This is a genomic window from Gordonia westfalica, assembly GCF_900105725.1.
Lineage (GTDB): Bacteria > Actinomycetota > Actinomycetes > Mycobacteriales > Mycobacteriaceae > Gordonia > Gordonia westfalica.
Genome location: NZ_FNLM01000034.1, coordinates 2,724,689 through 2,749,040 on the forward strand (window position 1 = coordinate 2,724,689; position 24,352 = coordinate 2,749,040).

General features: G+C 68.2%; 24 protein-coding genes and 4 tRNA genes. 7 read left to right on the top strand and 21 right to left on the bottom strand.

Annotated elements, in window-relative coordinates:
• Positions 1-66: 66 nt before the first annotated feature.
• The 12 genes from BLU62_RS17790 to BLU62_RS17845 form a co-directional block, all read right to left on the bottom strand.
• On the bottom strand, positions 67-1,389 hold the full coding sequence (locus BLU62_RS17790; protein ID WP_099047868.1) for an aspartate aminotransferase family protein: 1,323 nt from the start codon (positions 1,387-1,389) through the stop codon (positions 67-69).
• Positions 1,386-2,498 carry a phosphotransferase gene (locus BLU62_RS17795; protein ID WP_074851128.1) on the bottom strand — a complete coding sequence of 371 codons (1,113 nt, stop codon included), beginning with the start codon at positions 2,496-2,498 and terminating at the stop codon, positions 1,386-1,388. Before BLU62_RS17795 ends, BLU62_RS17790 begins: the two co-directional genes overlap by 4 nt.
• On the bottom strand, positions 2,495-3,982 hold the full coding sequence (locus BLU62_RS17800; RefSeq protein WP_244278237.1) for an NAD-dependent succinate-semialdehyde dehydrogenase: 1,488 nt from the start codon (positions 3,980-3,982) through the stop codon (positions 2,495-2,497). The genes BLU62_RS17795 and BLU62_RS17800 overlap by 4 nt, the downstream gene beginning before the upstream one ends.
• A gap of 136 nt (positions 3,983-4,118) precedes the next feature.
• On the bottom strand, positions 4,119-5,450 hold the full coding sequence (locus BLU62_RS17805; RefSeq protein WP_074851130.1) for a bifunctional adenosylcobinamide kinase/adenosylcobinamide-phosphate guanylyltransferase: 1,332 nt from the start codon (positions 5,448-5,450) through the stop codon (positions 4,119-4,121).
• A gap of 2 nt (positions 5,451-5,452) precedes the next feature.
• Complete coding sequence (locus BLU62_RS17810) at positions 5,453-6,238, bottom strand: ABC transporter ATP-binding protein (RefSeq protein WP_074851131.1); 786 nt, start codon at positions 6,236-6,238, stop codon at positions 5,453-5,455.
• Positions 6,235-7,257 (bottom strand): FecCD family ABC transporter permease, encoded by a 1,023-nt coding sequence (locus tag BLU62_RS17815; protein ID WP_074851132.1) that lies wholly within the window; start codon positions 7,255-7,257, stop codon positions 6,235-6,237. Before BLU62_RS17815 ends, BLU62_RS17810 begins: the two co-directional genes overlap by 4 nt.
• A 1-nt stretch (position 7,258) precedes the next feature.
• The gene (locus BLU62_RS17820; RefSeq protein WP_074851133.1) at positions 7,259-8,140 is read right to left on the bottom strand and encodes an ABC transporter substrate-binding protein; all 882 of its coding nucleotides are present in this window, start codon (positions 8,138-8,140) and stop codon (positions 7,259-7,261) included.
• A gap of 117 nt (positions 8,141-8,257) precedes the next feature.
• On the bottom strand, positions 8,258-8,974 hold the full coding sequence (gene rplA / locus BLU62_RS17825) for a 50S ribosomal protein L1 (protein WP_074851134.1): 717 nt from the start codon (positions 8,972-8,974) through the stop codon (positions 8,258-8,260).
• A 100-nt stretch (positions 8,975-9,074) separates the two neighbouring features.
• Positions 9,075-9,509, bottom strand: coding sequence for a 50S ribosomal protein L11 (rplK, locus tag BLU62_RS17830; protein WP_006358215.1), 435 nt, complete (start codon positions 9,507-9,509; stop codon positions 9,075-9,077).
• Positions 9,510-9,604: 95 nt separating this feature from the next.
• Positions 9,605-10,453: a transcription termination/antitermination protein NusG gene (gene nusG / locus BLU62_RS17835; RefSeq protein WP_074851135.1), complete on the bottom strand. Its 849-nt coding sequence runs from the start codon at positions 10,451-10,453 to the stop codon at positions 9,605-9,607.
• 67 nt (positions 10,454-10,520) lie between these two features.
• A complete protein-coding gene (gene secE / locus BLU62_RS17840; protein WP_074851136.1) occupies positions 10,521-11,000 on the bottom strand; it encodes a preprotein translocase subunit SecE in 480 nt (159 codons plus the stop codon).
• Positions 11,001-11,039: 39 nt separating this feature from the next.
• Positions 11,040-11,112 (bottom strand) — tRNA-Trp (locus tag BLU62_RS17845).
• Positions 11,113-11,592: 480 nt separating this feature from the next.
• On the opposite strand from BLU62_RS17845, the gene BLU62_RS32895 reads away from it, so the two are divergent.
• On the top strand, positions 11,593-11,931 hold the full coding sequence (locus BLU62_RS32895; RefSeq protein WP_159441560.1) for a hypothetical protein: 339 nt from the start codon (positions 11,593-11,595) through the stop codon (positions 11,929-11,931).
• On the opposite strand, the gene BLU62_RS17855 is transcribed toward BLU62_RS32895, so the two are convergent.
• The 5 genes from BLU62_RS17855 to BLU62_RS17875 all read right to left on the bottom strand — a co-directional run bounded on the left by BLU62_RS17855 (position 11,924) and on the right by BLU62_RS17875 (position 13,882).
• Positions 11,924-13,021 (bottom strand): fused (3R)-hydroxyacyl-ACP dehydratase subunits HadA/HadB, encoded by a 1,098-nt coding sequence (locus BLU62_RS17855; protein WP_074851138.1) that lies wholly within the window; start codon positions 13,019-13,021, stop codon positions 11,924-11,926. The two genes, BLU62_RS32895 and BLU62_RS17855, sit on opposite strands and share 8 nt — an antisense overlap.
• A gap of 233 nt (positions 13,022-13,254) precedes the next feature.
• A complete protein-coding gene (gene rpmG / locus BLU62_RS17860) occupies positions 13,255-13,422 on the bottom strand; it encodes a 50S ribosomal protein L33 (RefSeq protein WP_003929651.1) in 168 nt (55 codons plus the stop codon).
• A 93-nt stretch (positions 13,423-13,515) separates the two neighbouring features.
• Positions 13,516-13,589: transfer RNA gene (locus BLU62_RS17865), tRNA-Met, on the bottom strand.
• Between the two features lie 22 nt (positions 13,590-13,611).
• Positions 13,612-13,684: transfer RNA gene (locus BLU62_RS17870), tRNA-Thr, on the bottom strand.
• A 117-nt stretch (positions 13,685-13,801) separates the two neighbouring features.
• Positions 13,802-13,882: transfer RNA gene (locus BLU62_RS17875), tRNA-Tyr, on the bottom strand.
• 315 nt (positions 13,883-14,197) lie between these two features.
• Between BLU62_RS17875 and BLU62_RS17880 the strand changes: the two genes are divergently transcribed.
• Positions 14,198-14,689, top strand: coding sequence for a YajQ family cyclic di-GMP-binding protein (locus BLU62_RS17880; protein WP_074851139.1), 492 nt, complete (start codon positions 14,198-14,200; stop codon positions 14,687-14,689).
• 202 nt (positions 14,690-14,891) lie between these two features.
• Positions 14,892-15,749: a zinc metalloprotease HtpX gene (gene htpX, locus BLU62_RS17885; protein WP_074851140.1), complete on the top strand. Its 858-nt coding sequence runs from the start codon at positions 14,892-14,894 to the stop codon at positions 15,747-15,749.
• Between the two features lie 209 nt (positions 15,750-15,958).
• Here htpX and BLU62_RS17890 read toward each other — a convergent pair whose 3' ends face one another.
• The gene (locus tag BLU62_RS17890; protein ID WP_074851141.1) at positions 15,959-16,975 is read right to left on the bottom strand and encodes a polyprenyl synthetase family protein; all 1,017 of its coding nucleotides are present in this window, start codon (positions 16,973-16,975) and stop codon (positions 15,959-15,961) included.
• Positions 16,976-17,096: 121 nt separating this feature from the next.
• Between BLU62_RS17890 and BLU62_RS17895 the strand changes: the two genes are divergently transcribed.
• The gene (locus BLU62_RS17895) at positions 17,097-18,371 is read left to right on the top strand and encodes a geranylgeranyl reductase family protein (RefSeq protein ID WP_074851142.1); all 1,275 of its coding nucleotides are present in this window, start codon (positions 17,097-17,099) and stop codon (positions 18,369-18,371) included.
• 228 nt (positions 18,372-18,599) lie between these two features.
• On the top strand, positions 18,600-19,619 hold the full coding sequence (locus BLU62_RS17900; RefSeq protein WP_074851143.1) for an oxygenase MpaB family protein: 1,020 nt from the start codon (positions 18,600-18,602) through the stop codon (positions 19,617-19,619).
• A 184-nt stretch (positions 19,620-19,803) separates the two neighbouring features.
• Here BLU62_RS17900 and BLU62_RS17905 read toward each other — a convergent pair whose 3' ends face one another.
• A complete protein-coding gene (locus tag BLU62_RS17905; RefSeq protein WP_074852987.1) occupies positions 19,804-20,511 on the bottom strand; it encodes a demethylmenaquinone methyltransferase in 708 nt (235 codons plus the stop codon).
• Positions 20,512-20,615: 104 nt separating this feature from the next.
• Here BLU62_RS17905 and BLU62_RS17910 point away from each other — a divergent pair, with 104 nt between their 5' ends.
• Positions 20,616-21,977, top strand: a complete 1,362-nt coding sequence (locus BLU62_RS17910; protein ID WP_074851144.1) for an MFS transporter — start codon at positions 20,616-20,618, stop codon at positions 21,975-21,977.
• Here BLU62_RS17910 and BLU62_RS17915 read toward each other — a convergent pair.
• Complete coding sequence (locus tag BLU62_RS17915) at positions 21,923-23,077, bottom strand: glycosyltransferase family 4 protein (protein WP_074851145.1); 1,155 nt, start codon at positions 23,075-23,077, stop codon at positions 21,923-21,925. The two genes, BLU62_RS17910 and BLU62_RS17915, sit on opposite strands and share 55 nt — an antisense overlap.
• 128 nt (positions 23,078-23,205) lie before the next feature.
• On the opposite strand from BLU62_RS17915, the gene BLU62_RS17920 reads away from it, so the two are divergent.
• The gene (locus tag BLU62_RS17920) at positions 23,206-23,823 is read left to right on the top strand and encodes a Type 1 glutamine amidotransferase-like domain-containing protein (protein ID WP_074851146.1); all 618 of its coding nucleotides are present in this window, start codon (positions 23,206-23,208) and stop codon (positions 23,821-23,823) included.
• Here the strand turns inward: BLU62_RS17920 and BLU62_RS17925 are convergent.
• On the bottom strand, positions 23,810-24,352 hold the full coding sequence (locus BLU62_RS17925) for a DUF3592 domain-containing protein (RefSeq protein WP_074851147.1): 543 nt from the start codon (positions 24,350-24,352) through the stop codon (positions 23,810-23,812). The two genes, BLU62_RS17920 and BLU62_RS17925, sit on opposite strands and share 14 nt — an antisense overlap.

Consider the following 24,352-nt stretch of genomic DNA (forward strand, 5'->3'; position numbering starts at 1 on the left):
GCCGCCACCAGGGTAACCCTCGGACCTACTCGGCCGGCGGGATCGCCGCCGGCCGAGCCGCCCCTCTCAGCTGTTCAGTACACCGCTCGCCGCGGCCAGTTCGGTCAGGAACCTATCGGCATCGGCGGACGAGAAGGCCAGTGGCGGACGGATCTTCAGCACGTTGCCGTCGGGGCCGCTCGCCGAGATCAGCACGCGTCGCTGACGCAGTTCGTTGACGAGATCGGACGCCTTCACGGGGTCCGGACCACCGTCCGCGTCGGAGATCTCCACGCCGAGGAAGTATCCGATGCCGCGCACGTCGGTGACCGAGCCGAAAGGCCTCACGATGTCCTCGATACCGGCGCGCAGTGCCGCACCCACGGTTCGCGCACGGTCCTGAAGACCCTCGGACTCGATCACGTCGAGCACCGCGTTCGCGGCCGCGATGGGCACCGAGCTCCCGCCGAACGTGTTGAAGTAGCGCACGTTCCGGCCGAACTCCTCGGTGACCTCGGACCGGAAGATGGCGGCCGACACCGGGATTCCGTTGCCCATCGGCTTGCCGATGGTGACGATGTCGGGAACGATGCCGTGCCGCTGGAATCCCCACCACGACTCGCCGAGGCGGCCGAAGCCGGGCTGGACCTCGTCGGCGACGTAGAGACCACCCGCACGGTGGACCTCTTCCAGGATCGGCTTCAGGAAGCCGGCCGGGTCGGAGAACACGCCGTCACTGGAGAAGATGCCATCGGCGAAGAAGGCCGCGAGTCCGTAACCGTGGCGTTGCAGATCGGCGATGGCGGAACGGATCTCGGTCCGCATGTAGTCGTCGAGTGAGCCATCGGCCTTCCGCACGTCGGGCGCCTTGATGGTCCGGACGTGGGAGCCCAGCGGAGACCCGGTGCCGAGCGACGGTGAGAATGCCGCCACCTCCGAGGTCAGTCCGTGGTAGGCACCCTCGGTGACGATCACGCCCTGATTCCCGGTGTAGTAGCGGGCAACTCGCAGCGCGAGGTCGTTGGCCTCCGAACCGGTGCACGCGAAGGTCACGCGGTCGAGTTCCTTGGGGAAGGTGGCGACGAGCCGTTCGGCGTAGGCGACCAGCGATTCCTGGACGTATCGCGTGTTGGTGTTCAGTCGCTGCATCTGCTCGTGAACGGCGGCGACGACGTGTGGGTGGCTGTGGCCCACGCTCGGCACATTGTTGTAGACGTCGAGGTAGTCGTTGCCGTCGGCGTCGAAGAGGTGGGAACCCTCGCCGCGCACCACCGCGAGCGGCTCGCGGTAGAACAACCGGTATCCCGGACCGAGGACGTCTTCCCGACGTTCGATCAGATGCCGGGTCCGCGGTTCGACGCGCTCGGCATCGGCGGGGTCGTAGGCGTTGACCATCACGGGCCTGCTCATCGCTGGTGTTCTCCTTCACGTGCTTCGGATTGGGACGGTAGCGGTTTCGTGGCGGCGAGGCGGAGGCGGCTGCGCACGTCCTCGGCGTCGTCCTGATATGCGCGCCGCAGCGACGTCCAGTCACGGGCGGCGTGGGTGACGAGGTAGGCGTGACGCTCGGGGTCACCCTGAGCGCGCCAGCCCACGACCAGCGCCCGGAGGAGAAGCCGACCGAGTGCGATCTCACGCAGGATCTCCACGTCCGCCACGGCCAGCGGCCGTGTGCGGAGGTAGCCCCCGAGGAACGTCAGCGCCTTCCCCCACGGGTCGGTCTCGTCGACACCGATCAGGTTGGCCATGCCGACGGCGACGTCGAACACGACGCTGGTGCGCACGACATCACCGAAATCGATGACACCCGTCACGAAGTCGGGGTCCTCCGGGTCGACGACGGCGTTGTACGGACTGAAGTCACCGTGGATGACCTGGCGCTCGAGGTCGGCGAGCCGGGGCACGACGACGTCGAGGTAGTCCCCGTAGACACCGTGCGCGAGCGCACGGGATGCGTCATCCTCGATGAAGGTGAGCAGCTCCGGCATCTTGTGGAAGTTGCCCATGTCCCACAACAGCTTCCGCTCGTCACGCGGATGGGCGAAGCCCGCCATCGCGACAGTCAACCGGCCCAGCATGGACCCGGCCAGCGACCAGTGGTCGGCGGTGCGGGCACCGTCCTTGAGGAGATCCCCGGGGACGTAACTCAATACGCGCAGGATCCGCGGATAGGGCCGCGTTCCCTCGATGACCACCTCGCGGGCGCCGTCGAGGGTGGTGATCACCCGTTGCGCGGGAAGATCGGGGCACGTGGTCTCCAGATGGACCATGGCCGCGGTCTGCAGCTCGACCAGCTGCGGATCCTCGCCGGCGGGCGAACATTTCACGAGGTAGTCGCGGTCGGCGCGCAACCGGAAGGTGTCGTCCTTCTCGGTGGCCACCGGCTGCAGTTCGCCACGCAGCCCGTAGTTCTCGGACAGAAGTCGCTCGACGAGCCCGCGATCCACCGGCTCCTGAGGCGCGGCGATCGCGGTCTCGACGAGGACCTGGTCGAAGAAGCTCAGGGTGTCGTCGATCATCGGCCCGGAACCACGTTCACGTAGCGCAGGATCAGGTACTCCTCGATGCCTTCGGCGGCACCCTCACGGCCGACACCGGAGGCCTTTATCCCGCCGAAAGGTGCTGCGACATTGGAGATCAGGCCGGTGTTGATGCCGACCATGCCGGCGTCGATGGACCGTGCCACCCGGTTGGCCCGATCCAGGTCGGCGGTGAAGACGTAGGAGGCGAGCCCGTAGGAGGTGTCGTTGGCCGCGGCCACCGCCTCCTTCTCGTCGTCGAAGACGCTGACGATCGCCACCGGACCGAAGATCTCCTGGCCACGCAGCGGAGATTCGAGAGGCACACCCGCGACCAGCGTCGCGGGTACGAAGCAGCCGGTGTCGGGAACCGCGCTGCGGGCCAACACCGTTCCGCCCGCGGCGACAGCGGTCTCGACGACCTCGGAACATTTGGCCTGCGCGCGCGAATCGATGACGGCGCCCACATCGGCACCGTCGGCGAAGCCGTCGGCCACCGTCAGCGCACCGACCTTCTCGGTGAGCTGCGCGAGGACGGCGTCGGCGATGCCCCGCTGCAGGTAGATCCGGTTGGCGGCGACACATGTCTGTCCGGAGTTGCGGAACTTGGCGAGCATGATGCCCTCGACCGCCCGGTCGACGTCGGCGTCGGCGAAGACCACGAACGGTGCGTCTCCGCCGAGTTCGAGTGAGGTCTTGGCGAAGTGCGCCGAGGCCAGTTCGTGCAGCACTCGGCCGACACCGGTCGACCCGGTGAAGGAGACCTTCCGGAGTCGCGCGTCGGAGAGCAACGGACCGCTGATCTCGGCCGGCCGGGTGGTGGTGAGCAGCGAGACGACGCCCGCCGGAACCCCCACCTCCAACAGCACCTGCACCAGGACATAGGACGCCAGCGGGGTGAGTTCGGACGGCTTGATGATCACCGTGTTCCCGGCCGCCAGCGCGGGTGCGACCTTCCGGGCGACCATGGCGAACGGGAAGTTCCACGGCGTAATGAGCAGGCAGGGCCCCACCGGCCGGGATTCGACGATGATGTCGGAGTTTCCGTCCGGCGCCTTTGTGATCCGTCCGCCCAGGCGTACGGCCTCCTCCGCGTACCACCGGAGATACTGTGCGCCGTAGGCGACCTCGCCCTTGGCTTCCGCGAGGACCTTCCCCGTTTCGGCACAGATGATCACGGCGAGTTCATCGGCGATCTCGAGAATTCGCGCGTGGGCGGTCATCAAGATGTCTGCGCGCCGGATCGGGCTCGTCGCCGACCAGTCGGCCATCGCGGCGGTCGCCACGTCGAGCGCGGCGAGAGCATCGGCCTCACCCGCGTCGGCGACCGTCGCGATCTCCTCGCCGGTCACCGGCGACGTGACCGCCAGCGTGCGCGCTCCCTCCGGATCGCGCCAGCTCCCCACGTGGATGCCCGTCTCGAGATTCCTGAGCAGCTCACTACTCGCCCAACCCGCCATCTGCGCCTCTCTCCTACTGTTCAACAGTACAACTGTTAATCGAATGCTACTGCAGAGTCGGTGGATGCGCGCGCCGGATACGAAAGCGGCCTGAAGAAGGGTTGCCGGCGCGCCACAGAACGGACACTTCCCCACCGGAAGTGCCTGGCAGAACTCTGGTTCAGCGGATGGTCACGGCCTGTCCGGCCACCATGAGCACGACCTCGTCGGAGAGGCCGGCGATTCCGGCGTTGAGCCGGCCCAGCTCGTCACGGAACAGCCGGCCCGACGCGGTGGCCGGGACGACGCCGCTGCCGACCTCGTTGCTGACGGCGACGACGGGCACCGCGCAGGCCCGCCACGCGACCAGCAGGTCGTCGACATCCGACCGGATGCCGTCGAGATCGCCGGTCTCCCAAGCACTGTGGTGGTCGATCCGCGCCGCCAGCCACGTCCCGAGACAATCGACGAGGACCGGGTGGCGCGCCGACCGCAGGACTCCGGCGACATCGGTGTCCTCGACCGTCGTCCACGATTCCGGGCGTCGTCCACGGTGGAGTTCGACGCGCCGATCCCAGTCGGGATCGCCGGTCCGCGGCCCACCCGCGGCGACGTACACGACGTCGTCGATGCCGGCCAGCAGGCCTTCGGCATACCGCGACTTCCCCGACCTCGCCCCACCGGTGACGAAGGTCCGACGCTGCCCCGGCTTGCCCATCTCGAGCACCTCCCCGTCATGGCCCGGGCGCGCGCCCAGACCCCGAAGCCTCTCGCGCAGCGCGCCGACCGGCGGATTGTGATGTCCGAGATGAACGGCGACGACGTCCGTGGAGTCGACGATCGCACCGACCTCGCGCAGCGCCTCGACCATCGTCCCGAAACCCGCCAACCCGAGATGGCCGTCGGAGAGGTCCTCGCGATCACCGAAGGTCTCCTCCAGGAAGACCGCGTCGAACCCGGCGCCCGCGACCGCGTCGATCCGATCGCCCGGCCACACGCCGGTGTCGGTCGCCCACAGCAGCCGTGTGCCATCCGGCCCGGTGACGTCGTAGAGCACCGCGTCGCCCTCGCGAAAGACCTTGTGCTGCGCGGGAAGTACACGAACATCGAAGTCGCCGACAGGAAGCCGGGCACCCGCGGCAACCGGCGTGAACCGCACCGGACTGTCGGGCCCCACCCACGGACGACACTGGTCGAGAGCATCGGCCGGGCCGATCAACTCCAGCTCACCCGCCCCCTCGACCCACGACCGGAACAACAACGACTGCGGAGCGAGGTGATCGGCGTGCGCATGGGTGATCAGCACATGCCGCACGCCGGCGAGGGAAACCCCCTGGCGCACTGCGGAACCCGGAGCGTCTGGGCCGAAGTCGAGCATCAGCACGTCGTCGACGAGTGCCGCGGTCTGCGCGCGGAAGTCCCGTCTGCGCCGCGCATCGGCACAGGACCCGCAGCGGCAGAACGCATTCGGCCAGCCATCGGCGGCACCGGTGCCGAGCAGCGTGATCCTCATCGTCACCGGTGTCCCGGGTCGCGCACGGGCAGCACCGCCGGTCCGTCGGGGCGGTCGAGGACTTCCACTTTCGCCGCATAGACATCCCGAAGCCGTTCGGCGGTGAGGACTTCCGCGGGCGGACCGTCGGCCACGATCCGACCGTGGTCGAGGAGCACGAGTCGCTGCCCGTACTGGGCGGCCGATGTCAGGTCGTGCATCGCGGCGATGACCGTCAGCTCACTGGCCTCCCGCATGGAGTCGACGAGGTCGAGAACCTGCTGCTGGTGGCCGATGTCGAGGGCGCTGGTCGGTTCGTCGAGGAGCAGCACCCGCGGCTGCTGGGCCAGCGCACGGGCAAGCACCACCCGCTGCAGCTCACCACCCGACAGCGCCGACGCGGCCCGGTTCGCGAACTCCTCGAGATCGAGGCGACCGATCACGTCGTCGACCACCTCACGGTCCGTGCGGGTCTCGCTGCCGAACCGGGCGATGTGCGGGGTGCGACCCAGGCCGATGAGCTCGCGTACCGACGTGCCCTCCGGGACGATCGGCCGCTGTGGCATCAGGGCCACCGCCCGCGCGATCTCGCGTCGGCGCGCGCGGCCGGGGTCGACCCCGGCGACGTCGATGCGTCCGGTCGAGGCCACCAGACCGGCGAGCGCATGGAGCAGCGTCGTCTTCCCGGAGCCGTTGGGGCCGACGAGGGACACCCAGGCGCCCGAACCGATCTCGAGGTCGACGTCGTGTAGGACCTCCACCCCGCCGCGGGAGGCACACACGCCGCGGCAGACGATCGCGGCGGTCATACGGAACTCCGGCTGCTGCGTCGGAGGACGACCAGGAAGAAGGGTGCACCGATGGCGGCGGTGACCACGCCGATCGGCAGCTCGGACGGCGACATCGCGGTCCGGGCGACCACATCCGCGAGCACCAGGAAGGCCGCCCCCACCAGCAACGACAGCGGCAGCAACAGCCGATGCCCCGGGCCGACGAGAAGCCGCACGGCATGCGGGATCACGATGCCGACGAAGCCGATCAACCCGCTGACCGACACCACGGCCGCAGTGCCGAGCGTCGCGATGCAGACGAGCAGCAGGCGCACGCGTTCGGGCCTGATCCCCAGACTCGACGCCTCGATGTCGCCGACCGCCATGACGTCGAGTGTGCGCCCGAACAGCACGATGACGACGACGCACACGACGACGTACGGCAGCACGGTGATCACCTCGGACCAGCCGTCGGTGGACAGCCGGCCGAGCATCCAGTTGTAGACCTGCCGCAGGGTGTCGTCGTGCTGCTGCATGAGGAAGGTCTGGATGGCGTTCGCGAACGCCGCCACCGCGACGCCGGCGAGAATGATGACCACCTCGGTCCGGCCGCCGCCGACGGTCCGCCCGAGTGCATAGGTCGCGGCGACCGCCACGATGCCACCGATGAACGCCGCGGGCGGCAGGCCGATCGTGCCGGCCGCACCACCGAGGACGATCGCGACGGTCGCGCCGAGGCCCGCGCCGCTGGACACACCGAGCAGGTAGGGGTCGGCGAGCGGATTGCGGAAGACGCCCTGGTACGCGGCACCCGCGACGGCCAGCATCGCGCCGACCAGCGCGCCGAGCGCGACGCGCGGCATCCGCACCTCCCAGAGGATCGCCTGCTGGCGCGGTGTGAGACCCGACTCGACGTCGACGAGCGGGAGTCGGTCGAGAAGGTCGAGCAGCACGCCCTTCGGGGTCAGGCCGGCCGGGCCGACGAGGACTGCGAGCAGACAAGCGCCCAGCAGCACCGCGACCGCCCCGCAGATGACCCCGACGTGACGGCTGGCCATGTCAGTTCGAGGGTTGTCCGTCGACGCCGGAGACGATCCGCGCGATGTCGCGGACCAGGTCGACGACGCGGGGACCCCAACGGCTCGCGATGTCCTCGTCGAGGACGTGGATCTGACCGTCGACGACCGCACGCAGCTCGTCCCAGCCGGCACGCGCGGCGACCTTCTCCGGCGTGACCCCACAGCATTGGGAGTCGGCGAGGAAGACGACCTCGGGATCGCTCTCGAGGATGAACTCGGGCGACAGCTGCGGATAGCCGTTCTGCCCGGTCGCGATCGACCGCAGACCGAGCTGGCTGTAGATCTGGCCGAGGTAGGTGTCGTCGGTGACCGTGTAGTACGTGTCGTCGAGCTCGTGGAAGTAGGTCAGCGGAACCTCGCGCAGCGGCACGGTGCGGACGATCTGCTCGATCTCGTCACGCATCGAGACCACGAGATCATCGGCTGCCTCAGCATGTCCGGTCGCGTCACCGACCTGCTTGATCTGCGTATACGTCTCGTCGAGGTTCGTCGCTGCCGGGATCTTCAGAACCTCGACGCCCACCCGGTCCAGGCCGGCGACGATGTCGTTGTTGTCGTCGGTGAGGACGACGAGATCGGGGTCGTGGGCGAGGATCGCCTCGAGATTCGGGGTGTAACCCGACAGCGCTGTTCGCGGTGCGTCGGCCGGGTGGTCCGACTGATCGTCGACGGCGACGACCTGATCACCGGCGCCGACCGCGAACAGCATCTCCGTGGCCGTCGGACTGATCGACACGATCCTCGACGGGGTGCCCGACGCCGCGGCGTCGTCGGACCCACTTCCCATGCCGCAGCCGGCGACCACGAGCAACATCGACAGCAGCGCGGCGGCCACCGCCACACCACGGTTACGGATACACATTCTCACCACGAGCCACTGACCTCCGAAGAACTGGGGAGACAGAGCACGAGGGGCCCGGCATCGGATGCCGAGCCCCTCGTGGGTGTCTCTTGCTACGCGCGAGCGCCTACCACAGGATCAGACCTGCGGGGCGTCGGCGAAGTTGCGGCTCACCTGCGGGTCGACCGGGATGCCCGGGCCCGTGGTGGTGGAGATGGTGACCTTCTTGATGTAGCGGCCCTTGGCTGCCGACGGCTTCGCACGCATGATCTCGTCGTACGCGGCGCCGTAGTTCTCGGCCAGCTTGGCCGGGTCGAACGAAGCCTTGCCGATGACGAAGTGCAGGTTGGCTGCCTTGTCGACGCGGAAGTTGATCTTGCCGCCCTTGATGTCGTTGACGGCCTTGGTGACGTCGGTGGTCACGGTGCCCGTCTTCGGGTTCGGCATCAGGCCGCGCGGTCCGAGGACACGCGCGATGCGGCCGACCTTGGCCATCTGATCCGGGGTGGCGATCGCGGCGTCGAAGTCCAGCCAACCGCCCTGGATGCGCTCGATCAGGTCCTCGGCGCCGACCTCGTCGGCACCGGCGGCGGTGGCCTCGGCGGCCTTGTCGCCGGCGGCGAACACGATCACGCGGGCGGTCTTACCCGTGCCGTGCGGCAGGTTGACGGTGCCTCGAACCATCTGATCTGCCTTACGGGGGTCGACGCCCAGCCGCATCGCAACCTCAACGGTCGCGTCGGTGTTCTTCGACGAGGTTTCCTTGGCCAGCTCCACAGCCTCCAGCGGGCTGTACAGCTTGGACTTGTCGACCTTCTCGGCCGCGGCCGCGTAGGCCTTGCTCTTCTTGCTCATGGCTCTGTTCTTTCTCCGCACTCAATCGGCGGGGTGTGTGGTGCGGGCCGAGCCGGCCCTCCCACGAGATGAATGTGTTGGGTCTAGCCCTCGGTTGGGTCTAGCCCTCGACCGTGATGCCCATGGACCGAGCAGTACCGGCGATGATCTTCGCGGCCTGGTCGATGTCGTTGGCGTTCAGGTCTTCGGCCTTGGTCTTGGCGATCTCACGGACCTGGTCCATGCTCACCTTGCCGACCTTGTTGGTGTGGGGCTCGCCGGAGCCCTTCTGCAGGCCTGCGGCCTTGAGCAGGAGCTTTGCTGCCGGCGGGGTCTTCAACTTGAAGTCGAACGAGCGATCTTCGTACACGAAGATCTCCACCGGGATGACGTTGCCACGCTGCGACTCGGTCGCCGCGTTGTACGCCTTGCAGAACTCCATGATGTTCACGCCGTGCTGACCGAGCGCCGGACCCACGGGCGGGGCCGGGTTGGCCGCGCCTGCCTGGATCTGGAGCTTGATGATCCCGGCGAGCTTCTTCTTCTTGGGAGGCATCCTTTTGTCCTTGCTTGTTTCCTTGCGAATTCACGCCCGCTGGAGACGTGAAAGTCTGTGTTTATCTGCCGTGCATCCGCTCTCCGCGGAGGGCGTCAGATCTTCTCGACCTGGTTGAACCCGAGCTCGACCGGAGTCTCGCGACCGAAGATCGAGACGAGCACCTTGACCTTGCGCTGCTCGGCGTTGACCTCGCTGATCGACGCGGGAAGCGTGGCGAACGGGCCGTCCATGACGGTGACCGACTCGCCGACCTCGAAGTCGACCTCGATGACGTTCGACGCGGCGGCCGCAGCGGCCTCGACACCCTCGGCGGCGGAACCGCGCTGGGCCGGCTTCTTGGCCTCGGCGCGCGGCATGAGGAACTGCAGCACCTCGTTGAGCGACAGCGGCGACGGCTTGCTGGTCATCCCGACGAAGCCGGTGACACCCGGGGTGTTGCGCACGGCGCCCCACGACTCGTCGTTGAGTTCCATGCGAACGAGGATGTAGCCCGGCAGCACCTTGCGGTTGACCTTCTTGGGCTGGCCGTTCTTGATCTCGGTGACCTCTTCGGTCGGAACCTCGACCTGGAAGATGTAGTCGCCGACGTCGAGGTTCTGCACGCGGGTCTCGAGATTGGCCTTGACCTTGTTCTCGTAGCCGGCGTAGCTGTGGATCACGTACCAGTCGCCGGGAGCGCGTCGCAGCTGCTTGCGCAGCTCCTCGACCGGATCGACCTCTTCCTCAGGGGCTTCTTCGACGGCCTCGTCAGAGGCATCGGCGTCTTCGGAGTCGACGTCGGTCGCGGGAGCCTCGTCGCCCTCGGCGGCCGCCTCGACGTCGGTGTCACCGGCCTCGTCGACTGCAGCCTCGTCGACCTCGTCGGTCACGGCCGCGTCGACGTCGGTGTCAGCCACCTCGACGGCGTCGGTCGATGCGAGTTCGTTCTCCGGGGTGCTCACTGCAGCCCACGCTCCTTATGGTTCATCTCCGGTCGGCTCCCGCTCGCCCGGCCACCCACCGCGTGGGTCAGCCGAACAACCAGAGGACGCCCTTGGCAAAGGCCAGGTCGAGGCCGGAGATGAACGCGGTCATCACGATGACGAACACGAGCACGACGATCGTGTACGTGATCATCTCGCGCCGCGTCGGCCAGATGACCTTCTTCAGCTCGGCGACGACCTGCGTGAGGAACAACCAGATCCGAACGAACGGATTCCGGCTCTCCTCAGCAGACGCCTTTTTCTTCTTCTTGCGTTCCTTGACGGCTACCGCCGACCCCGTGCCGGAGTCGGTGTCTCCGTCGGTTCCGGATGCACCGGTTGACGAGCGACGTCCACGAGCCGAGCGCTTGCCGGACGGACGCAGCTCCTTCGCGGCGCCGGTCGACGTCTCGTCGTCCGCACCGCCGGTTGCCTCGTCGCGACCGTCGAGCTCAGCCGCTGCCGAATCGGCCGCAGAACCCTCAGCGGCTTCTTTGGCGCGGGCGGCCCGATCTCGCTTGCTCAACTTCGCGGTCCTCTCGTCAACGTGTGCCCTTCACCAGGGCAGGGGCGACAGGACTTGAACCTGCAACCTGCGGTTTTGGAGACCGCTGCTCTGCCAATTGAGCTACGCCCCTTTGCGACTTCCCCACCGAGGTGGTTCCGCTGCCGTCTCATCGATCCCGGCCTCGCGACCGGTACCGGCGTTTCACCGCCGACAAAACCAACGCGCCACCCTACTGGGTAGCGCGCAAGTCTGAATCAATCAGACACTTCAGTGTAGATCACCGGGGCTGTGGACCCAAAACGCGCTCCATCTGCTCCCATCGACGACCGTACACGGTGCACGTCCGCCCAAGTCCCGTGACGGGCGTTTCGCACCCCGGAACGTTGTCGACGGTCGACGACATCAGGCCGCGACCTGCAGAAATGGCGGCGATGGCGGGGCACGGACACGCTGGTCTCCCCGGTCGTACCCGGATGACACGGCGGGTGTTCCGCGTCACCGCGCCACGCCGGAGGACCGGCGTCGACACGCTCCGGCGCCTGACGAAATGAAGTCGCACGCGACTTCAGTCGGGATCTGCGACATCGGCCGAGGTCGCGCGACCCGATCGATGTCGCACGCGACTTCGATCTGGGTCCGGCAGGCACTCGACGTGCCGATCGCGGCCGCCGCGGAGAAGGCGATGGAGTTGGAACCCGACTACACCCTGAAGGCGTATCCCGTTGCGCTGCAGGGAATCTACGGCGAGCAGCGGCAGAACATCGACGCCGACACACCTGCGCGGCCAGGGCCGGATGCTGGTATTCGACACCGGCCCTCGTGCCAACACCACCGCTTCTCGGCCCGGCGACGCCGACGCCGTGAGACGCAATCTCGGACACTACGTCGAGAACACCGACGGCGGCGACCACAGAGGTCGCCGCCGTCGGTGTGTTCGGATGTCAGTTGAACTGGACGACCACCGTGGCACGGCCGAAGATCCGGCGATCGTCCTGCTTCGCGGTGATCGCGATCGTGCCGCGTCGGGTCTCCGGGTCGAGCGACTTGACCTTGCCGGTGAAGTCGACGGCGGCGCTGTTGTCGGCCGGGACGTACACCGGGCTGGTGAAGCGCACGTTGTACTCGCAGAAGGCGGCCGGATCGCCGATGAACTCGGAGACGAAGCTGGCGCCGAGGCCCATCGTCTGCATTCCGTGGGCGACCACGTCATCCATTCCGGCCGCGTTGATCACGTGGTCGGAGAAGTGGATCGGGTTCGGGTCGCCGGCGACACCGGCGTAGTTGGACAGATTGCCCCGGGTGAGGAAGTACCGCTTGGCGGGCAGTTCCTGACCGACCGACAGGGTGTCGAAGTTCACCGCCGCGTACGCGTCGGGCGACTTGGTCGGATCGGGCAGCTCGTAGCGGCCGGCCGGTGCCTTGACGGTGTGGCCGGGATCGCCGATCGCGTCGATCTTCATCATCACGTGATCGAGGGAGGCCTCGAGCTCGGGGTCGACGTCCATGCCGGGCCGCGCGGCCAGCGACGTCCAGGTCGTCATGACCGGCTCGTTGTGCTGGTTCCAGATGACGTTCTTGGTGACCATCAGGTCGATCATCTCGGGGCTGCTGACGTGACGGAACGACTCGAGCGAGACGTCGCAGATCAGCCGGTCCCCGACCTTCATCGGCCGGTGGTAGACAAGGCGCTGATCGGTCTGCATGATCTGCCACATGTCGTAGCCGGTGATCACGTCCTCGAACAGCTTGCGCTGCGCGATGATGCCCAGGACGGAGACGTAGGTGGGAGCGGCGATCAGGGTGTCGTGACCGAACTCGCGGGCGCCTTCCTCACTCCAGTGGGTGGGGTGCGCGTCCTGCACGGCCATCGCGTGCTTGCGGACCTCTTCGCGGCCGATCTCGTAGTAGTCGTCGACGGTGTAGTGGAAGCCGACGAGCGACTGGGTGTGCGCGGCGATCTCCTCGGGGGTGAGCTTCACACCGCCGTTCCTCGACTCGGCGATCCGCTCCTGGAGGTCTGTTCCACTCGCGTCTGACATGTGACTACTGCTCCCTTCGCATGACCGATCGGGAGGGGCCCGATCGGACTACGTGGGCCGTCATCGACGACCCACCCGCGCCGCGCTGCGCGTGTTGTCTCGTTGAGTTTATTTAGTTTTGCGAAGCACCTTGCGCCGGGCGACTAACGGCCCGCCAACAAGCAAAACGAGCCGCCTCTTCGCAGAGGCAGCCCGTGTGCTGGTTCTTGTACCGGAATCGCCGACAGGCGTGTCTAGCGCGATTCCTTGTGCGCCTGATGCTTGCCGCAGTTCGGGCAGAACTTCTTGATCTCGAGGCGATCGGGATCGTTGCGGCGGTTCTTCTTGGTGATGTAGTTACGGTGCTTGCACACCTCGCATGCCAAGGTGATCTTGGGGCGAACATCTGTTGAGGAGGCCACTTGATTGCCTTCTTTCGGGTGGTACGTGGTCGGGTTCGGCAGTTCCCTCAGGGCTTGCGACCCTTGCGCTCGGTTCCGGTCGGACCCGATGTGTAGCGGTGGAGGGACTCGATCCCTCGACCTCACGATTATGAGTCGTGCGCTCTAACCAGCTGAGCTACACCGCCCCGCGGACTTTGTCGTCCAGCGAGCCCCCTGACGGAATCGAACCGTCGACCTTTTCCTTACCATGGAAACGCTCTGCCGACTGAGCTAAGGGGGCGTGCCCCGAGCATCGCTGCTCGAGGGCCTTAACGAGGTTACACACTCATGTCCGTGCTAGACAAATCGCAGGTCAGCGACCGTCTTTTTGCAGTTTTCATGAACGTCGACCACGTCGTGGCAGGTATAGGATTCGAACCTATGTAGCTTGCGCGACGGATTTACAATCCGCTCCCTTTGGCCGCTCGGGCAACCTGCCGTGCTGCTCTGACGGCCGTCGTGACGGTCGTTGGAACAACGCGGTGAAGAATACAACGAACCATACGTCCGCATGCAAACCGGCTGGTCAGCGCGACAGTTTTGGCAGGTCGCCGAGAACCCGCCGCACCCCTCTGCCGGTCGAGCCACGCCCCTCTGCCGGTTGAGCCACGCCCCTCTGCCGGTTGAGCCCCGTCCTTCTGCCGGTTGAGCCACGTCCTTCTGCCGGTTGAGCCCCGTCCTTCTGCCGGTTGAGCCACGTCGAAACCCCGCCACGAGCCCGATCGTGCCGAGGCGATGACATAACCTGTCGGACATGGCTGATTCATCGTTCGACGTGGTTAGCAAGATCGACCGCCAGGAGGTCGACAACGCCCTCAACCAGGCCGCCAAGGAACTGTCGCAGCGCTACGACTTCCGTGGCACCAACACCGGTATCGAGTGGTCCGGCGAGGAGACGATCGTGATCACCTCCGACGCCGAGGAGCGCGCGCAGGCCGGCCTCGAGGTGTTCAAGGAGAAACTGATCCGTCGCGACATCTCGCTGAAGGCGTTCGACGCCGGCGATGTCGTCGGGTCGGGCAAGACGTTCAAGATCAGCGGCAACCTGGTCCAGGGCATCGACTCCGAACACGCGAAGAAGATCTCCAAGAAGATCCGCGACGAGGGCCCGAAGGGCGTCAAGGCGCAGATCCAGGGCGACGAGCTGCGCGTCTCGAGCAAGAAGCGCGACGACCTCCAGGCCGTGATCGCGCTGCTCAAGGGCGAGGATTTCGGCATCGCCCTGCAGTTCGTCAACTACCGCTGACCCTCGCGACACCCATCCCCGCCCGCGCGACCTGCCGGGCGGGGATGTGTCGCTTCACCCCCACCGAGCCGCGACGCCCGGCAGCGGTGAAATGTGTGCAAGATCGCAGAGCAGGCAGTCGGAAACCCAAACGCTTGCTGCGTCGTTTGAATGAACGAGGCGCCCTCCCCCGATTCCGGCGCCCGACAGACGAGGAACCCCGATGAATCTCAACGGATTGAAGACCGCTGCCCTGCTGGGTGTGATGTCGGCGATCATCGTCGGAATCGGTGCACTGTTCCAGAGTCCCCTGATCCTGTGGGGCTCGGTGATCGTCGCCGTCGGCATGAACGCCTACGTGTACTTCAACAGCGCCAAGATGTCGCTGAAGGCGATGCACGCACAGCCGGTCACCGAGCTGCAGGCGCCCGTCATCTATCGGATCGTGCGTGAACTGGCGACCGCCGCCCACCAGCCGATGCCGGCGCTCTACATCTCCCCCACCGAATCCCCCAACGCCTTCGCGACGGGCCGCAACCCGAAGAACGCCGCCGTGTGCTGCACGACGGGCATCCTGCAGCTGCTCGACGAGCGGGAGCTGCGGGCGGTGCTCGGCCACGAGCTGTCACACGTCTACAACCGCGACATCCTGATCAGCTCGATCGCCGGCGCGATGGCCGCGGTCATCAGCGGTCTGGCCAACTTCGCGATGTTCATGGGCGCGTTCGGCGGCCGCGGCAACGGTCCCAATCCGCTCGCGATGCTCCTCATCGCATTCCTGGGCCCCATCTCGGCCACGCTGGTGAAGATGGCCGTCTCGCGTTCCCGCGAGTTCCAGGCCGACGAATCAGGTGCCGAGCTGACCGGCGATCCCCTCGCGCTCGCGTCGGCGCTGGCGAAGATCTCCGGCGGCGTCCAGGCTGCTCCGCTGCCGCCGCAGCCCGACATCGCCGCGCAGTCGCACATGATGATCGAGAGCCCGTTCCGGGCCGGCGACCGGATGGCGAAGATGTTCTCCACGCACCCGCCGACCGCCGAACGCATCCGGCGGCTCCAGGAGATGGCTCGCAACGGGCGCTGACCTCGATACGCGGCGTCCCCCCGCCGGCTGAGCCGGTACCGAGCGCAGCGAGGCACGCCCCCTGCCGGCTGAGCCGGTACCGAGCGCAGCGAGGCACGCCCCCTGCCGGCTGAGCCGGTACCGAGCGCAGCGAGGCACCGCGTCGAAGCCCCGCACCTACCGCCGGCTGAGCCGGTACTGAGCGCAGCGAGGCACCGCGTCGAAGCCCCCTACCCGACGCGGTCGATCGTGTAGTCGACCAACGACGACAACGCCTTGTGGGCCGGGGTCTCCGGCAGTTCGGCGAGCATCGCGTGGGCCTCGTCGGCGAAGCTCTGCAGCTTGGCCCGCGCGGCGGCCATACCGGCCGACGAGCCGAGCAACTCGAGTGCCTCGGCGACCTCGGCGTCGTCGGTGAGCGGGCGTGATCCGCCGTCGGCACCGACGAGCAGCTCGAGCAACCGCGCCGACGTGGCGTCGTCGCCGGTGAGTGCGTAGAGGACCGGCAGGGTGTGGACGCCCTCGCGCAGGTCGGTGCCCGGGGTCTTGCCCGACTCCACCGAGACCGAGCTGATGTCGATGATGTCGTCGGAGACCTGGAAGGCGACGCCCACGATGTCGCCGATCTTGGAGAGACGCTCGATGTCGTCGGAGGTCGCGCCGGAGGCCATCGCGCCGAAGCGGGCGGCGGCGGCGATCAGCGAGCCGGTCTTCTCCCACACCACCTGCAGGTAGTGGTCGATGGGATCGGCGCCGGGCTTGACGCCGACGGTCTCCCGCATCTGGCCGGTGACGAGTTCGGCGAAGGTCTCGGCGATGATGCGCACCGCATCGGGACCCAGCGTCGACACCAGGCGCGAGGCGCGGGCGAACAGGAAGTCGCCGGAGAGGATGGCGATGCTGTTGGTCCAGCGGGCGTTGGCGCTCGGGGCGCCGCGGCGCATCGAGGCCTCGTCCATCACGTCGTCGTGGTAGAGCGTCGCGAGGTGGATCATCTCCACCACGGTGGCCGAGGTGATCACGTCGTCCGACTCGGGCCGCGGCCCGAACTGCGAGGCCAGGATGGCGAACATCGGCCGGAACCGCTTGCCGCCGGCCTTGGCCAGGTGGGTCGCGGCCTCGGTCATGACGTCGTCCCCGGATGAGAGCTCACTCAGCAGCAGGTCTTCGACCTTCTGCAACGAGGAGCGCACCGTGTCGGCGAACTCATCCGATACCAGGTCCAACCCGGCGAATGTGGACTTCACAGCTATGCCGCCCCATCTCGTCTGATCCGGCAAATATGCGGTGGGCGGATGCCCGAGTGTCCTCGTCGCCCCACCTTGCCTGCCGAGCCTATCGGGTCAGGGCAACGGACATACTGTTCGGGTGAGCGCTGAGAAAACGACGCCCCCGGATGCCACCTCCTTCCCCGACCACGCGGACGTGTTGGTGGTCGGCGCCGGACCGGGCGGGTCGGCGGCCGCCGCGCATGCCGCTGCTGCCGGTCGCGAGGTCGTCCTGGTCGACGCCGCGGTGTTCCCGCGCGACAAGACCTGCGGCGACGGACTCACCCCGCGCGCCATCGCCGAACTCGACGCACTCGGTCTGGGAACACTGGTGGCCGACCGGCCCCGCATCGACGGCCTGCTCCTCAACGGGTGGGGAGCCCGCCAGCAGGTCCGCTGGCCGTCGGGACGTTTCCCGGCGTACGGCAGCGCCGTGGCACGCACCGAGTTCGACGACGCGATCCGCGCGCACGCGGTGCGCACGGGCGCCCGAATGGTTCAGGGCGCCAAGGCCGTCGACGTCACGATGGACGGCGATCGGGTGGCCGCGGTGACGTTCTCCTCCGGCGGCGCCACGCACACCGTCCGCGTGGGCGACCTGATCGTCGCCGACGGCGTACGTTCCGGTCTGGGTAAATCCCTTGGCCGCGAATGGCATCGGGACACCGCATACGGCGTGGCCGCGCGCGCCTATGCACCCTCGGCGCGGGCCGATTCCCATTGGATGGGTTCGCACCTGGAGTTGCGTGGGCCCGACGGCGAACTCCTGCCCGGCTATGGCTGGGTGTTCCCGCTCGGCGGGGCGGGCGGCGGGCTGGTGAACGTCGGGGTCGGCGCACTCGCCATGTCGAAACGACCGGCGCACATGGCACTTCGGCCGATTCTCGAGCACTACGCCGCCATGGTCGGTGACGAGTGGGCACTCGACGGACCGCCGGTCCGGATCGCCTCGGCCCTGCTGCCGATGGGCGGTGCGGTGACCGGTGTCGCGGGCCGCAACTGGGTGTTGATCGGCGACGCCGCCGCCTGCGTGAACCCGCTCAACGGCGAGGGCATCGACTACGCGATGGAGACCGCGCGCCTGGCCGTCGAACTCCTCGGCGCCGACGACTACACCGACCGCTGGCGCGACATCCTCGTCGGCCACTACGGGCTCGCGTTCTCCGCCGCCCGACGCCTCGCCGGACTTCTCACGATGCCGCAGGCCGTGCCCACGCTCGGCCGCCCCGGCATCCGGTCGCCGCAGCTGATGTCGCTCGTCGTCCGCGTCATGGGCAACCTGATCACCGACGAGGACGCCGACCTCGTGGCCCGCGCCTGGCGGACCGTCGGCCGCATCTCCAGCCGCATCGATCCGCGGCCGCCGTTCGCCTGAACTGCCGCGTGCCCGCTTCCTTCCCGCGGTGCTGCCTCCCTCGCGCGGGCCCTACCCGACAAGCGCGAGGGAAACCGGCAGGCGGGAAGGAAGCGCCCGCGCGGCAAATCTGCGACCTCTCCCCACCCGGGGTGCCCGAAGAGACATCGAGGCGGTATTGTTCCAACAGTGTGGCGCCCACCACACCCGTGCAACAATCATCACCACCGTCGACCCAGGAGATGGAAGATGTCCACTGCATCCACTCTCGCCACCCGCGCCAAGCACGCCGTCCAGAACCGGGTGGCACAGCGCTATCACCTGCGTGGCGACATCGATCGCATGGACGCCGACAACGACCCGACGGCCATCGCCCGGGCACTCGGCACCCAGGAGTTCCCCTGGGGCATCACCCAGGCCCTGAGCTTCGCGCTGTTCCGCACGTACGCGGTGCCGTCGATCGGCGACCTGCTGTACAAGACGAGCCAGTTCACCGAGTCGACGCAGAAGCGCTACGACGACACGGTCCTCCTGCTCGACGCCCCGATCGAGCACGGCGTGGACAGCCCACTGGGTCGCGCCGGCATCCGCCGCATCAACCAGATGCACGGTATGTACGACATCTCCAACGGAGACTTCCTCTACGTGCTGGCGACCTTCGTGGTGTGCCCGGTCGAGTGGGTCAACGCCTACGAGTGGCGCAAGCTCACCAACCACGAGATCCGCGGACTCACGAACTACTACCGCCGCATCGGGCAGCTCATGGGCATCAAGGACATCCCGGAGACCTACGCGGGCTTCAAACAGTTCTACGAGGACTACGAGACGGCCAACTTCGCCTTCAGTCCCGACGCCCTCGCCGTCGCGGACTCCACACTCGACTTGATGGGCACCTTCATGCCCTACAAGTTGCTCCCGCGCGCAGTGGTGCGCCGGATGTCGTTCGCGCTCATGGACGATCGCCTCCTCACCGCGTTCAAGTACCCGAAGCCGACCCTCGTCGAACGCATCCTGGTGCGCGGCGGCCTGAAGGCCCGCGGTCTCGCGATCCGGCTGTTCTTCCCGCCGCGGACCGAGCCGCTGTTCGGCCGCCAGACCAAGCAGATCCGCAGCTACCCCAACGGTTACCGCCTCGAGGAACTCGGCACCTTCAGTCCGGGTTGCCCGGTCCCGAAGGCCGAGAAGAGCTCTGCTGCAACGCCGCCCACCGGATGCCCGGTGCCGCATGACCTCCTCGCCGAGGAAGCACCGCAGGCTGCTGGTTCCTGATGCAAGGGAGCGACCAGGGCTGCTTCGCGGGCGGCCGTTCCCCTCGCTGCCTGAGGCGCGAGGAGCGCAAGCGACGAGCCTCGAAGGCCTGGTGAGATGACGTCGCCGACCCGTCGTGGCTCGCTTCGCTCGCCCTCAGGGAGCGAGGGGGTCACCGCCGCTCAACCTCAGGGAGCGGGGCGGATCAGGCGCGCGCGGAGTGGATCGCCGCGATCCCGCCGGTCATGTTCTGCCAGCGCACCCGGTCGAATCCGGCCTCGCGGATGAGGTCGCCCAGCGCGAACTGGTCGGGCCAGGCCCGGATCGACTCGGCCAGATAGACATACGCGGCCGGGCTGCTCGACACCTTGGTCGCGACCGCGGGCAGCGCCTTCATCAGGTACTCCATGTACACCGTGCGGAACGGCTTGAGAGTCGGCGTGGAGAACTCGCAGATCACCAGCCGCCCACCGGGTTTCAGCACACGACGCAGTTCGGCGAGCGCGGTCGGGACGTCATTGACGTTGCGCAGGCCGAAGGAGATGGTGGCCGCGTCGAAGGAGTTGTCGGCGAACGGCAGCGACAGCGCGTCGGCTGCGACCTTGGGCACGTCGCGGTGCGCGCCGGCCTTCAGCATGCCGAGTGAGAAGTCGGCCGCCACGCAGTGCGCGCCCGACGAGGCGAGTTCGACGGTCGACACGGCCGTTCCCGCCGCCAGGTCGAGGACGATGTCCCCGGGGCGCAGATCGAGCGCCTTACGGGTCTTCTTGCGCCAGCCGCGATCCTGCCCGAAGGACAGCACCGTGTTGGTGATGTCATAGCGTCGGGCGACGCCGTCGAACATCGCCGCGACCTCGGCCGGATCCTTCTCCAGACTTGCCCGCTGCGGTGGGTTCGCGCCCGTCGATGCCATGGGGGTCACGCTACCGCGCGCCGACGTCGCGACGGTCGTGAGGTACGCCGCACCGGCGACCCCCGGACGGTCCCGACGCTGCGGGCGCAGTGGATCATCGTCGAGTGAGCACAGCCCCATCTTCCGGACACCGCTCCGCAGGCCGCGACCACCGCATCCATCCCGCCTGGTGGGTGGCCGCGGTGGCCTTCCTCGCGCTGCTGGGTGCGGCCGGATTCCGGGCCGCGCCGGGTGCGCTGATGGTGCCGTTGCACCACGAGTTCGGGTGGTCGACCAGCGTGATGTCGCTGGCCGTGAGTATCAACCTGCTCCTGTTCGGACTGATCGCGCCGTTCGCTGCGGCACTCATGGATCGCTTCGGGATGCGGCAGGTCATCTCCGCGGCACTGGTGCTCGTCGCCTGCGGCGCGGGCGGCAGCGTGTTCATGACGGCGTCGTGGCAGCTGCTGCTGTTCTGGGGTCTGCTCATCGGCACCGGAACCGGGTCGATGGCGCTCGTGCTCGCCGCGACCGTCTCCACGCGCTGGTTCGTCGAGCGACGGGGCCTGGTCATGGGCGTGCTCACCGCCGGGTCGGCGACCGGGCAGCTCATCATCCTGCCGCCCGTCGCGTCTCTCGCCGAGTCCACCGGCTGGCGCGCGGCCTCCCTGGTGATCGCGGCGGCCGCGCTGGTCGTCGTGCCGCTGGTGTGGGCCGTGATGCGCGACCACCCGTCCGACCGCGGCGTCCTCCCCTACGGCGCCGATCCGAACACCTACACGCCGCCCGCCGACGCCACCGGCGGCGCGTTCTCCCGCGCGCTGGAAGCCCTGGCGTTCGCGTCGCGGTCGTGGTCGTTCTGGGCGCTCGCGATCGCCTTCGCGATCTGCGGGGCGACGACCAACGGACTCATCGGCATCCACTTCATCCCGTCGGCGCACGACCACGGCATGCCGACGACCGTCGCCGCCGGACTGCTCGCCGCGGTCGGCGTCTTCGACATCGCCGGCACCATCGCCTCCGGCTGGCTGACCGACAGATTCGATCCCCGCAAGCTGCTCGTCGCCTACTACGGTTTCCGTGGAGTGAGCCTCCTCCTGCTCCCGTGGCTGCTGTCGGAGACCGTCCACCCGAGCATGATCATGTTCGTGGTGATCTACGGACTCGACTGGGTCGCGACCGTGCCGCCCACCGCAGCCCTGTGCCGGGAACTGTTCGGTCAACGAGGGACCATCGTGTTCGGCTGGGTGTTCGCGTCCCATCAGGTCGGCGCCGCGGCGGCGGCCATCGGTGCCGGCGCCATCCGCGACTCCTTCGGCACCTACACCTACGCGTGGTGGGGCGGCGCCGTGCTGTGCGTCATCGCGGCCGCATTGTCGTTCGTCGTCGGAACGCGCCGGCGCGCGGACAGCCCCGACGCACTCGGCGACGATCAGGCAGGCCGGTCGAACTCGGCCGCGACGCCGGCACCGGTCACCGACCGGTAGTGCCCGACGAGTTCCGCACACACCGCGGGCCACGTCCGTGACCGCACCGCCTGCCCCGCAGCCCGGCCGAACGCCGCGCGCACCGCGTCGTCGTGCAGGGAATGGACGATCGAGGGCAGCGTGTCCTCGAATCGCCCGACGTCGAGCAGGTATCCGGTACGGAACGGCGACACCAGATCTCGGGGCCCGCCGGCGTCGGGCGCGATGACCGGCAGTGCACTGGCCATCGCCTCCTGGATCGTCTGACAGAACGTCTCGTGTTCGCCGGCGTGCACGAAGACGTCGAACGAGGCGTACGCGCAGGCCAGTGATTCGCCGCGGAGTTCGCCGGTGAACACCGCGTCCGGCATGAGCCGTTCCAGTCGCGCGCGTTCGGGACCGTCGCCGACGATCACCAGCCGCACCAGCGGGTCCCCGGCCAGGCCGGCCAGCCGCTCGACGTGCTTCTCCGGCGCCAGTCGCCCGACGAACCCGCAGACCAGCGCATCCTCACGATCGTGGAGCCACCCGGTCCGCAGCGCATCGCTCCGCCGGTCAGGCGAGAACAGGCCGAGGTCGACGCCGCGCCCCCACCGCCGGAGTCGCGGCACCCCGCGCGCGGCGAGGGCGGTCATGGTCTCGCTCGACGGCGCCAGGGTCAGATCGCACATCTCGTGCAGCCGGCGGGTGTATCGCCACGCCACCTTCTCGACCGCGCCGAGCTTGTACGACGCCGCGAACCCGGCGACGTCGGTCTGGAAGACCGCGACCGTCGGCACGCCCAGCGCTCGGGCCGCCGCTGCGCCCGCCGCCCCGACCACGAACGGCGACGCGAGGTGGACGACGTCGGGCGCGAAGTCGCGCAGCGCGCGGTACAACAGCGGTGACGGCACGCCGACCGGCAACGACGTCACCCGCGGCACCCGCACCGACGGCAGCAGGTGCACCGGCGTCGAACGCCCGACCATCCGCGGCCCGCTCGGCGCACCCCGCGGCGTGTCCGGGGCGATGACGACCACCTCATGACCGGTGGACTCCAGATGCTCGACGACCCGCAGGACGGAGTTGACCACCCCGTTCATCTGCGGAAGGAAGCTCTCGGCGACGATCGCGACGCGCATGGCCCGACCCTGCTCTCCCCGTCTGGCGCCCGCAGGAGTTCGGCGTGACACGACGCGCAACACCCGGTGAATTCCCGGCACCGGGTTCCCGACGACCCGCCCACGCGGTCGTCGTGCACAGTGGACGTGTGCCCGACACGGACCTACTGCTGCTGAGCCGGTGGCTCACGCCGGTACGCGACTTCCTCGTCCCCCGGGTCGGCGCCGGCGCCCGCATCGGTTTCATCCCGACCGCGTCGTCGATCTACCCCGACCAGGCCTGGCTCGACCTCGACCGCGCCGCGCTGCGAGAGCAGGGATTCGAGGTCGTCGACGTCGATCCGGAACTCGTCCCGGCGGCCACGTTCACCCGGGCGCTCGGCGAGATCGATGCGGTGTTCGTCTCGGGCGGCAACGTCTTCCATCTGCTCGGCGCGCTCCGCCACGCGGGCGCCGACCGCCCTCTCGTCGACGCGGTCCGCCTGGGTCTGCCCTACATCGGGGTCAGTGCCGGGGCGGCCGTCACCGGCCCCGACATCGGACCTCTCGCGTTGCTCGACGACCCAGCCGAAGCCGCACCCCTGACCTCGACCGTCGGACTCGAACTCATCGAAGTCACGGTCGTGCCGCATGCGGAGGGAACCGTCGGCGGGCGCGGACGGATCGACCGGACGCGACAGGAGTTCGCCGACCATCCGCTGCACTTCCTGCGCGACGACGAGGCCCTCGTGATCTCCGGAGGGACCATGACGGTCATCGCGGGCTGAGCGACTCCTCGCCGACCGCGTCATCCGCGGCGTCGTCGGCGCTCCCGGCCTCGTCGGAGTTCCCGGTTTCGTCGGCGTCCTGGACATCGTCGGAGTTCGCGGCATTCCGGCGGGTCATGCGCCGGCTGAACTCCGCGACCCCGACCATAAGCAGGCCGACGACCACCCAGCCCACGACTGCGACGGACAGCCCGGGGATGATCGAGAGCATCGCGGTGCGTCCGGTCGGGCGCGCGAGATCCGGGTTGTACGCGGCATATTCGACGCTGATCCGTTGTCCCTCGCTGAGCTCGGTGGGATACAGCAGGCCGAAGCGCGGACTGTGGAACGAGCCGTCGGGGGTCTGGAAGTCGACCGCGGCGTGCAGCGCGTCCACCGAGACGACCTCGGCCATCACGGTGGCCTTGCTGGACTCGATCGCCGAGTCGTTCTTGAAGCACCCGGCGACCAGTGACAGCGCCATCGCGGTGATGGTCAGCCCGACGACGAGCAGTCCGAGCTGCACGCGTCGCTGGATCACCGGATTCAT

Excerpts from the sequence above, each read along its gene's own strand:
- BLU62_RS17790 (WP_099047868.1), bottom strand. The coding sequence starts at position 1,389 with ATGAGCAGGCCCGTGATGGTCAACGCCTACGACCCCGCCGATGCCGAG.
- BLU62_RS17795 (WP_074851128.1), bottom strand. The coding sequence starts at position 2,498 with ATGATCGACGACACCCTGAGCTTCTTCGACCAGGTCCTCGTCGAGACC.
- BLU62_RS17805 (WP_074851130.1), bottom strand. The coding sequence starts at position 5,450 with ATGAGGATCACGCTGCTCGGCACCGGTGCCGCCGATGGCTGGCCGAAT.
- BLU62_RS17810 (WP_074851131.1), bottom strand. The coding sequence starts at position 6,238 with ATGACCGCCGCGATCGTCTGCCGCGGCGTGTGTGCCTCCCGCGGCGGG.
- BLU62_RS17815 (WP_074851132.1), bottom strand. The coding sequence starts at position 7,257 with ATGGCCAGCCGTCACGTCGGGGTCATCTGCGGGGCGGTCGCGGTGCTG.
- BLU62_RS17820 (WP_074851133.1), bottom strand. The coding sequence starts at position 8,140 with ATGTGTATCCGTAACCGTGGTGTGGCGGTGGCCGCCGCGCTGCTGTCG.
- rplA (WP_074851134.1), bottom strand. The coding sequence starts at position 8,974 with ATGAGCAAGAAGAGCAAGGCCTACGCGGCCGCGGCCGAGAAGGTCGAC.
- rplK (WP_006358215.1), bottom strand. The coding sequence starts at position 9,509 with ATGCCTCCCAAGAAGAAGAAGCTCGCCGGGATCATCAAGCTCCAGATC.
- BLU62_RS32895 (WP_159441560.1), top strand. The coding sequence starts at position 11,593 with ATGTCGCACGCGACTTCGATCTGGGTCCGGCAGGCACTCGACGTGCCG.
- BLU62_RS17855 (WP_074851138.1), bottom strand. The coding sequence starts at position 13,021 with ATGTCAGACGCGAGTGGAACAGACCTCCAGGAGCGGATCGCCGAGTCG.
- BLU62_RS17880 (WP_074851139.1), top strand. The coding sequence starts at position 14,198 with ATGGCTGATTCATCGTTCGACGTGGTTAGCAAGATCGACCGCCAGGAG.
- htpX (WP_074851140.1), top strand. The coding sequence starts at position 14,892 with ATGAATCTCAACGGATTGAAGACCGCTGCCCTGCTGGGTGTGATGTCG.
- BLU62_RS17900 (WP_074851143.1), top strand. The coding sequence starts at position 18,600 with ATGTCCACTGCATCCACTCTCGCCACCCGCGCCAAGCACGCCGTCCAG.
- BLU62_RS17905 (WP_074852987.1), bottom strand. The coding sequence starts at position 20,511 with ATGGCATCGACGGGCGCGAACCCACCGCAGCGGGCAAGTCTGGAGAAG.
- BLU62_RS17915 (WP_074851145.1), bottom strand. The coding sequence starts at position 23,077 with ATGCGCGTCGCGATCGTCGCCGAGAGCTTCCTTCCGCAGATGAACGGG.
- BLU62_RS17925 (WP_074851147.1), bottom strand. The coding sequence starts at position 24,352 with ATGAATCCGGTGATCCAGCGACGCGTGCAGCTCGGACTGCTCGTCGTC.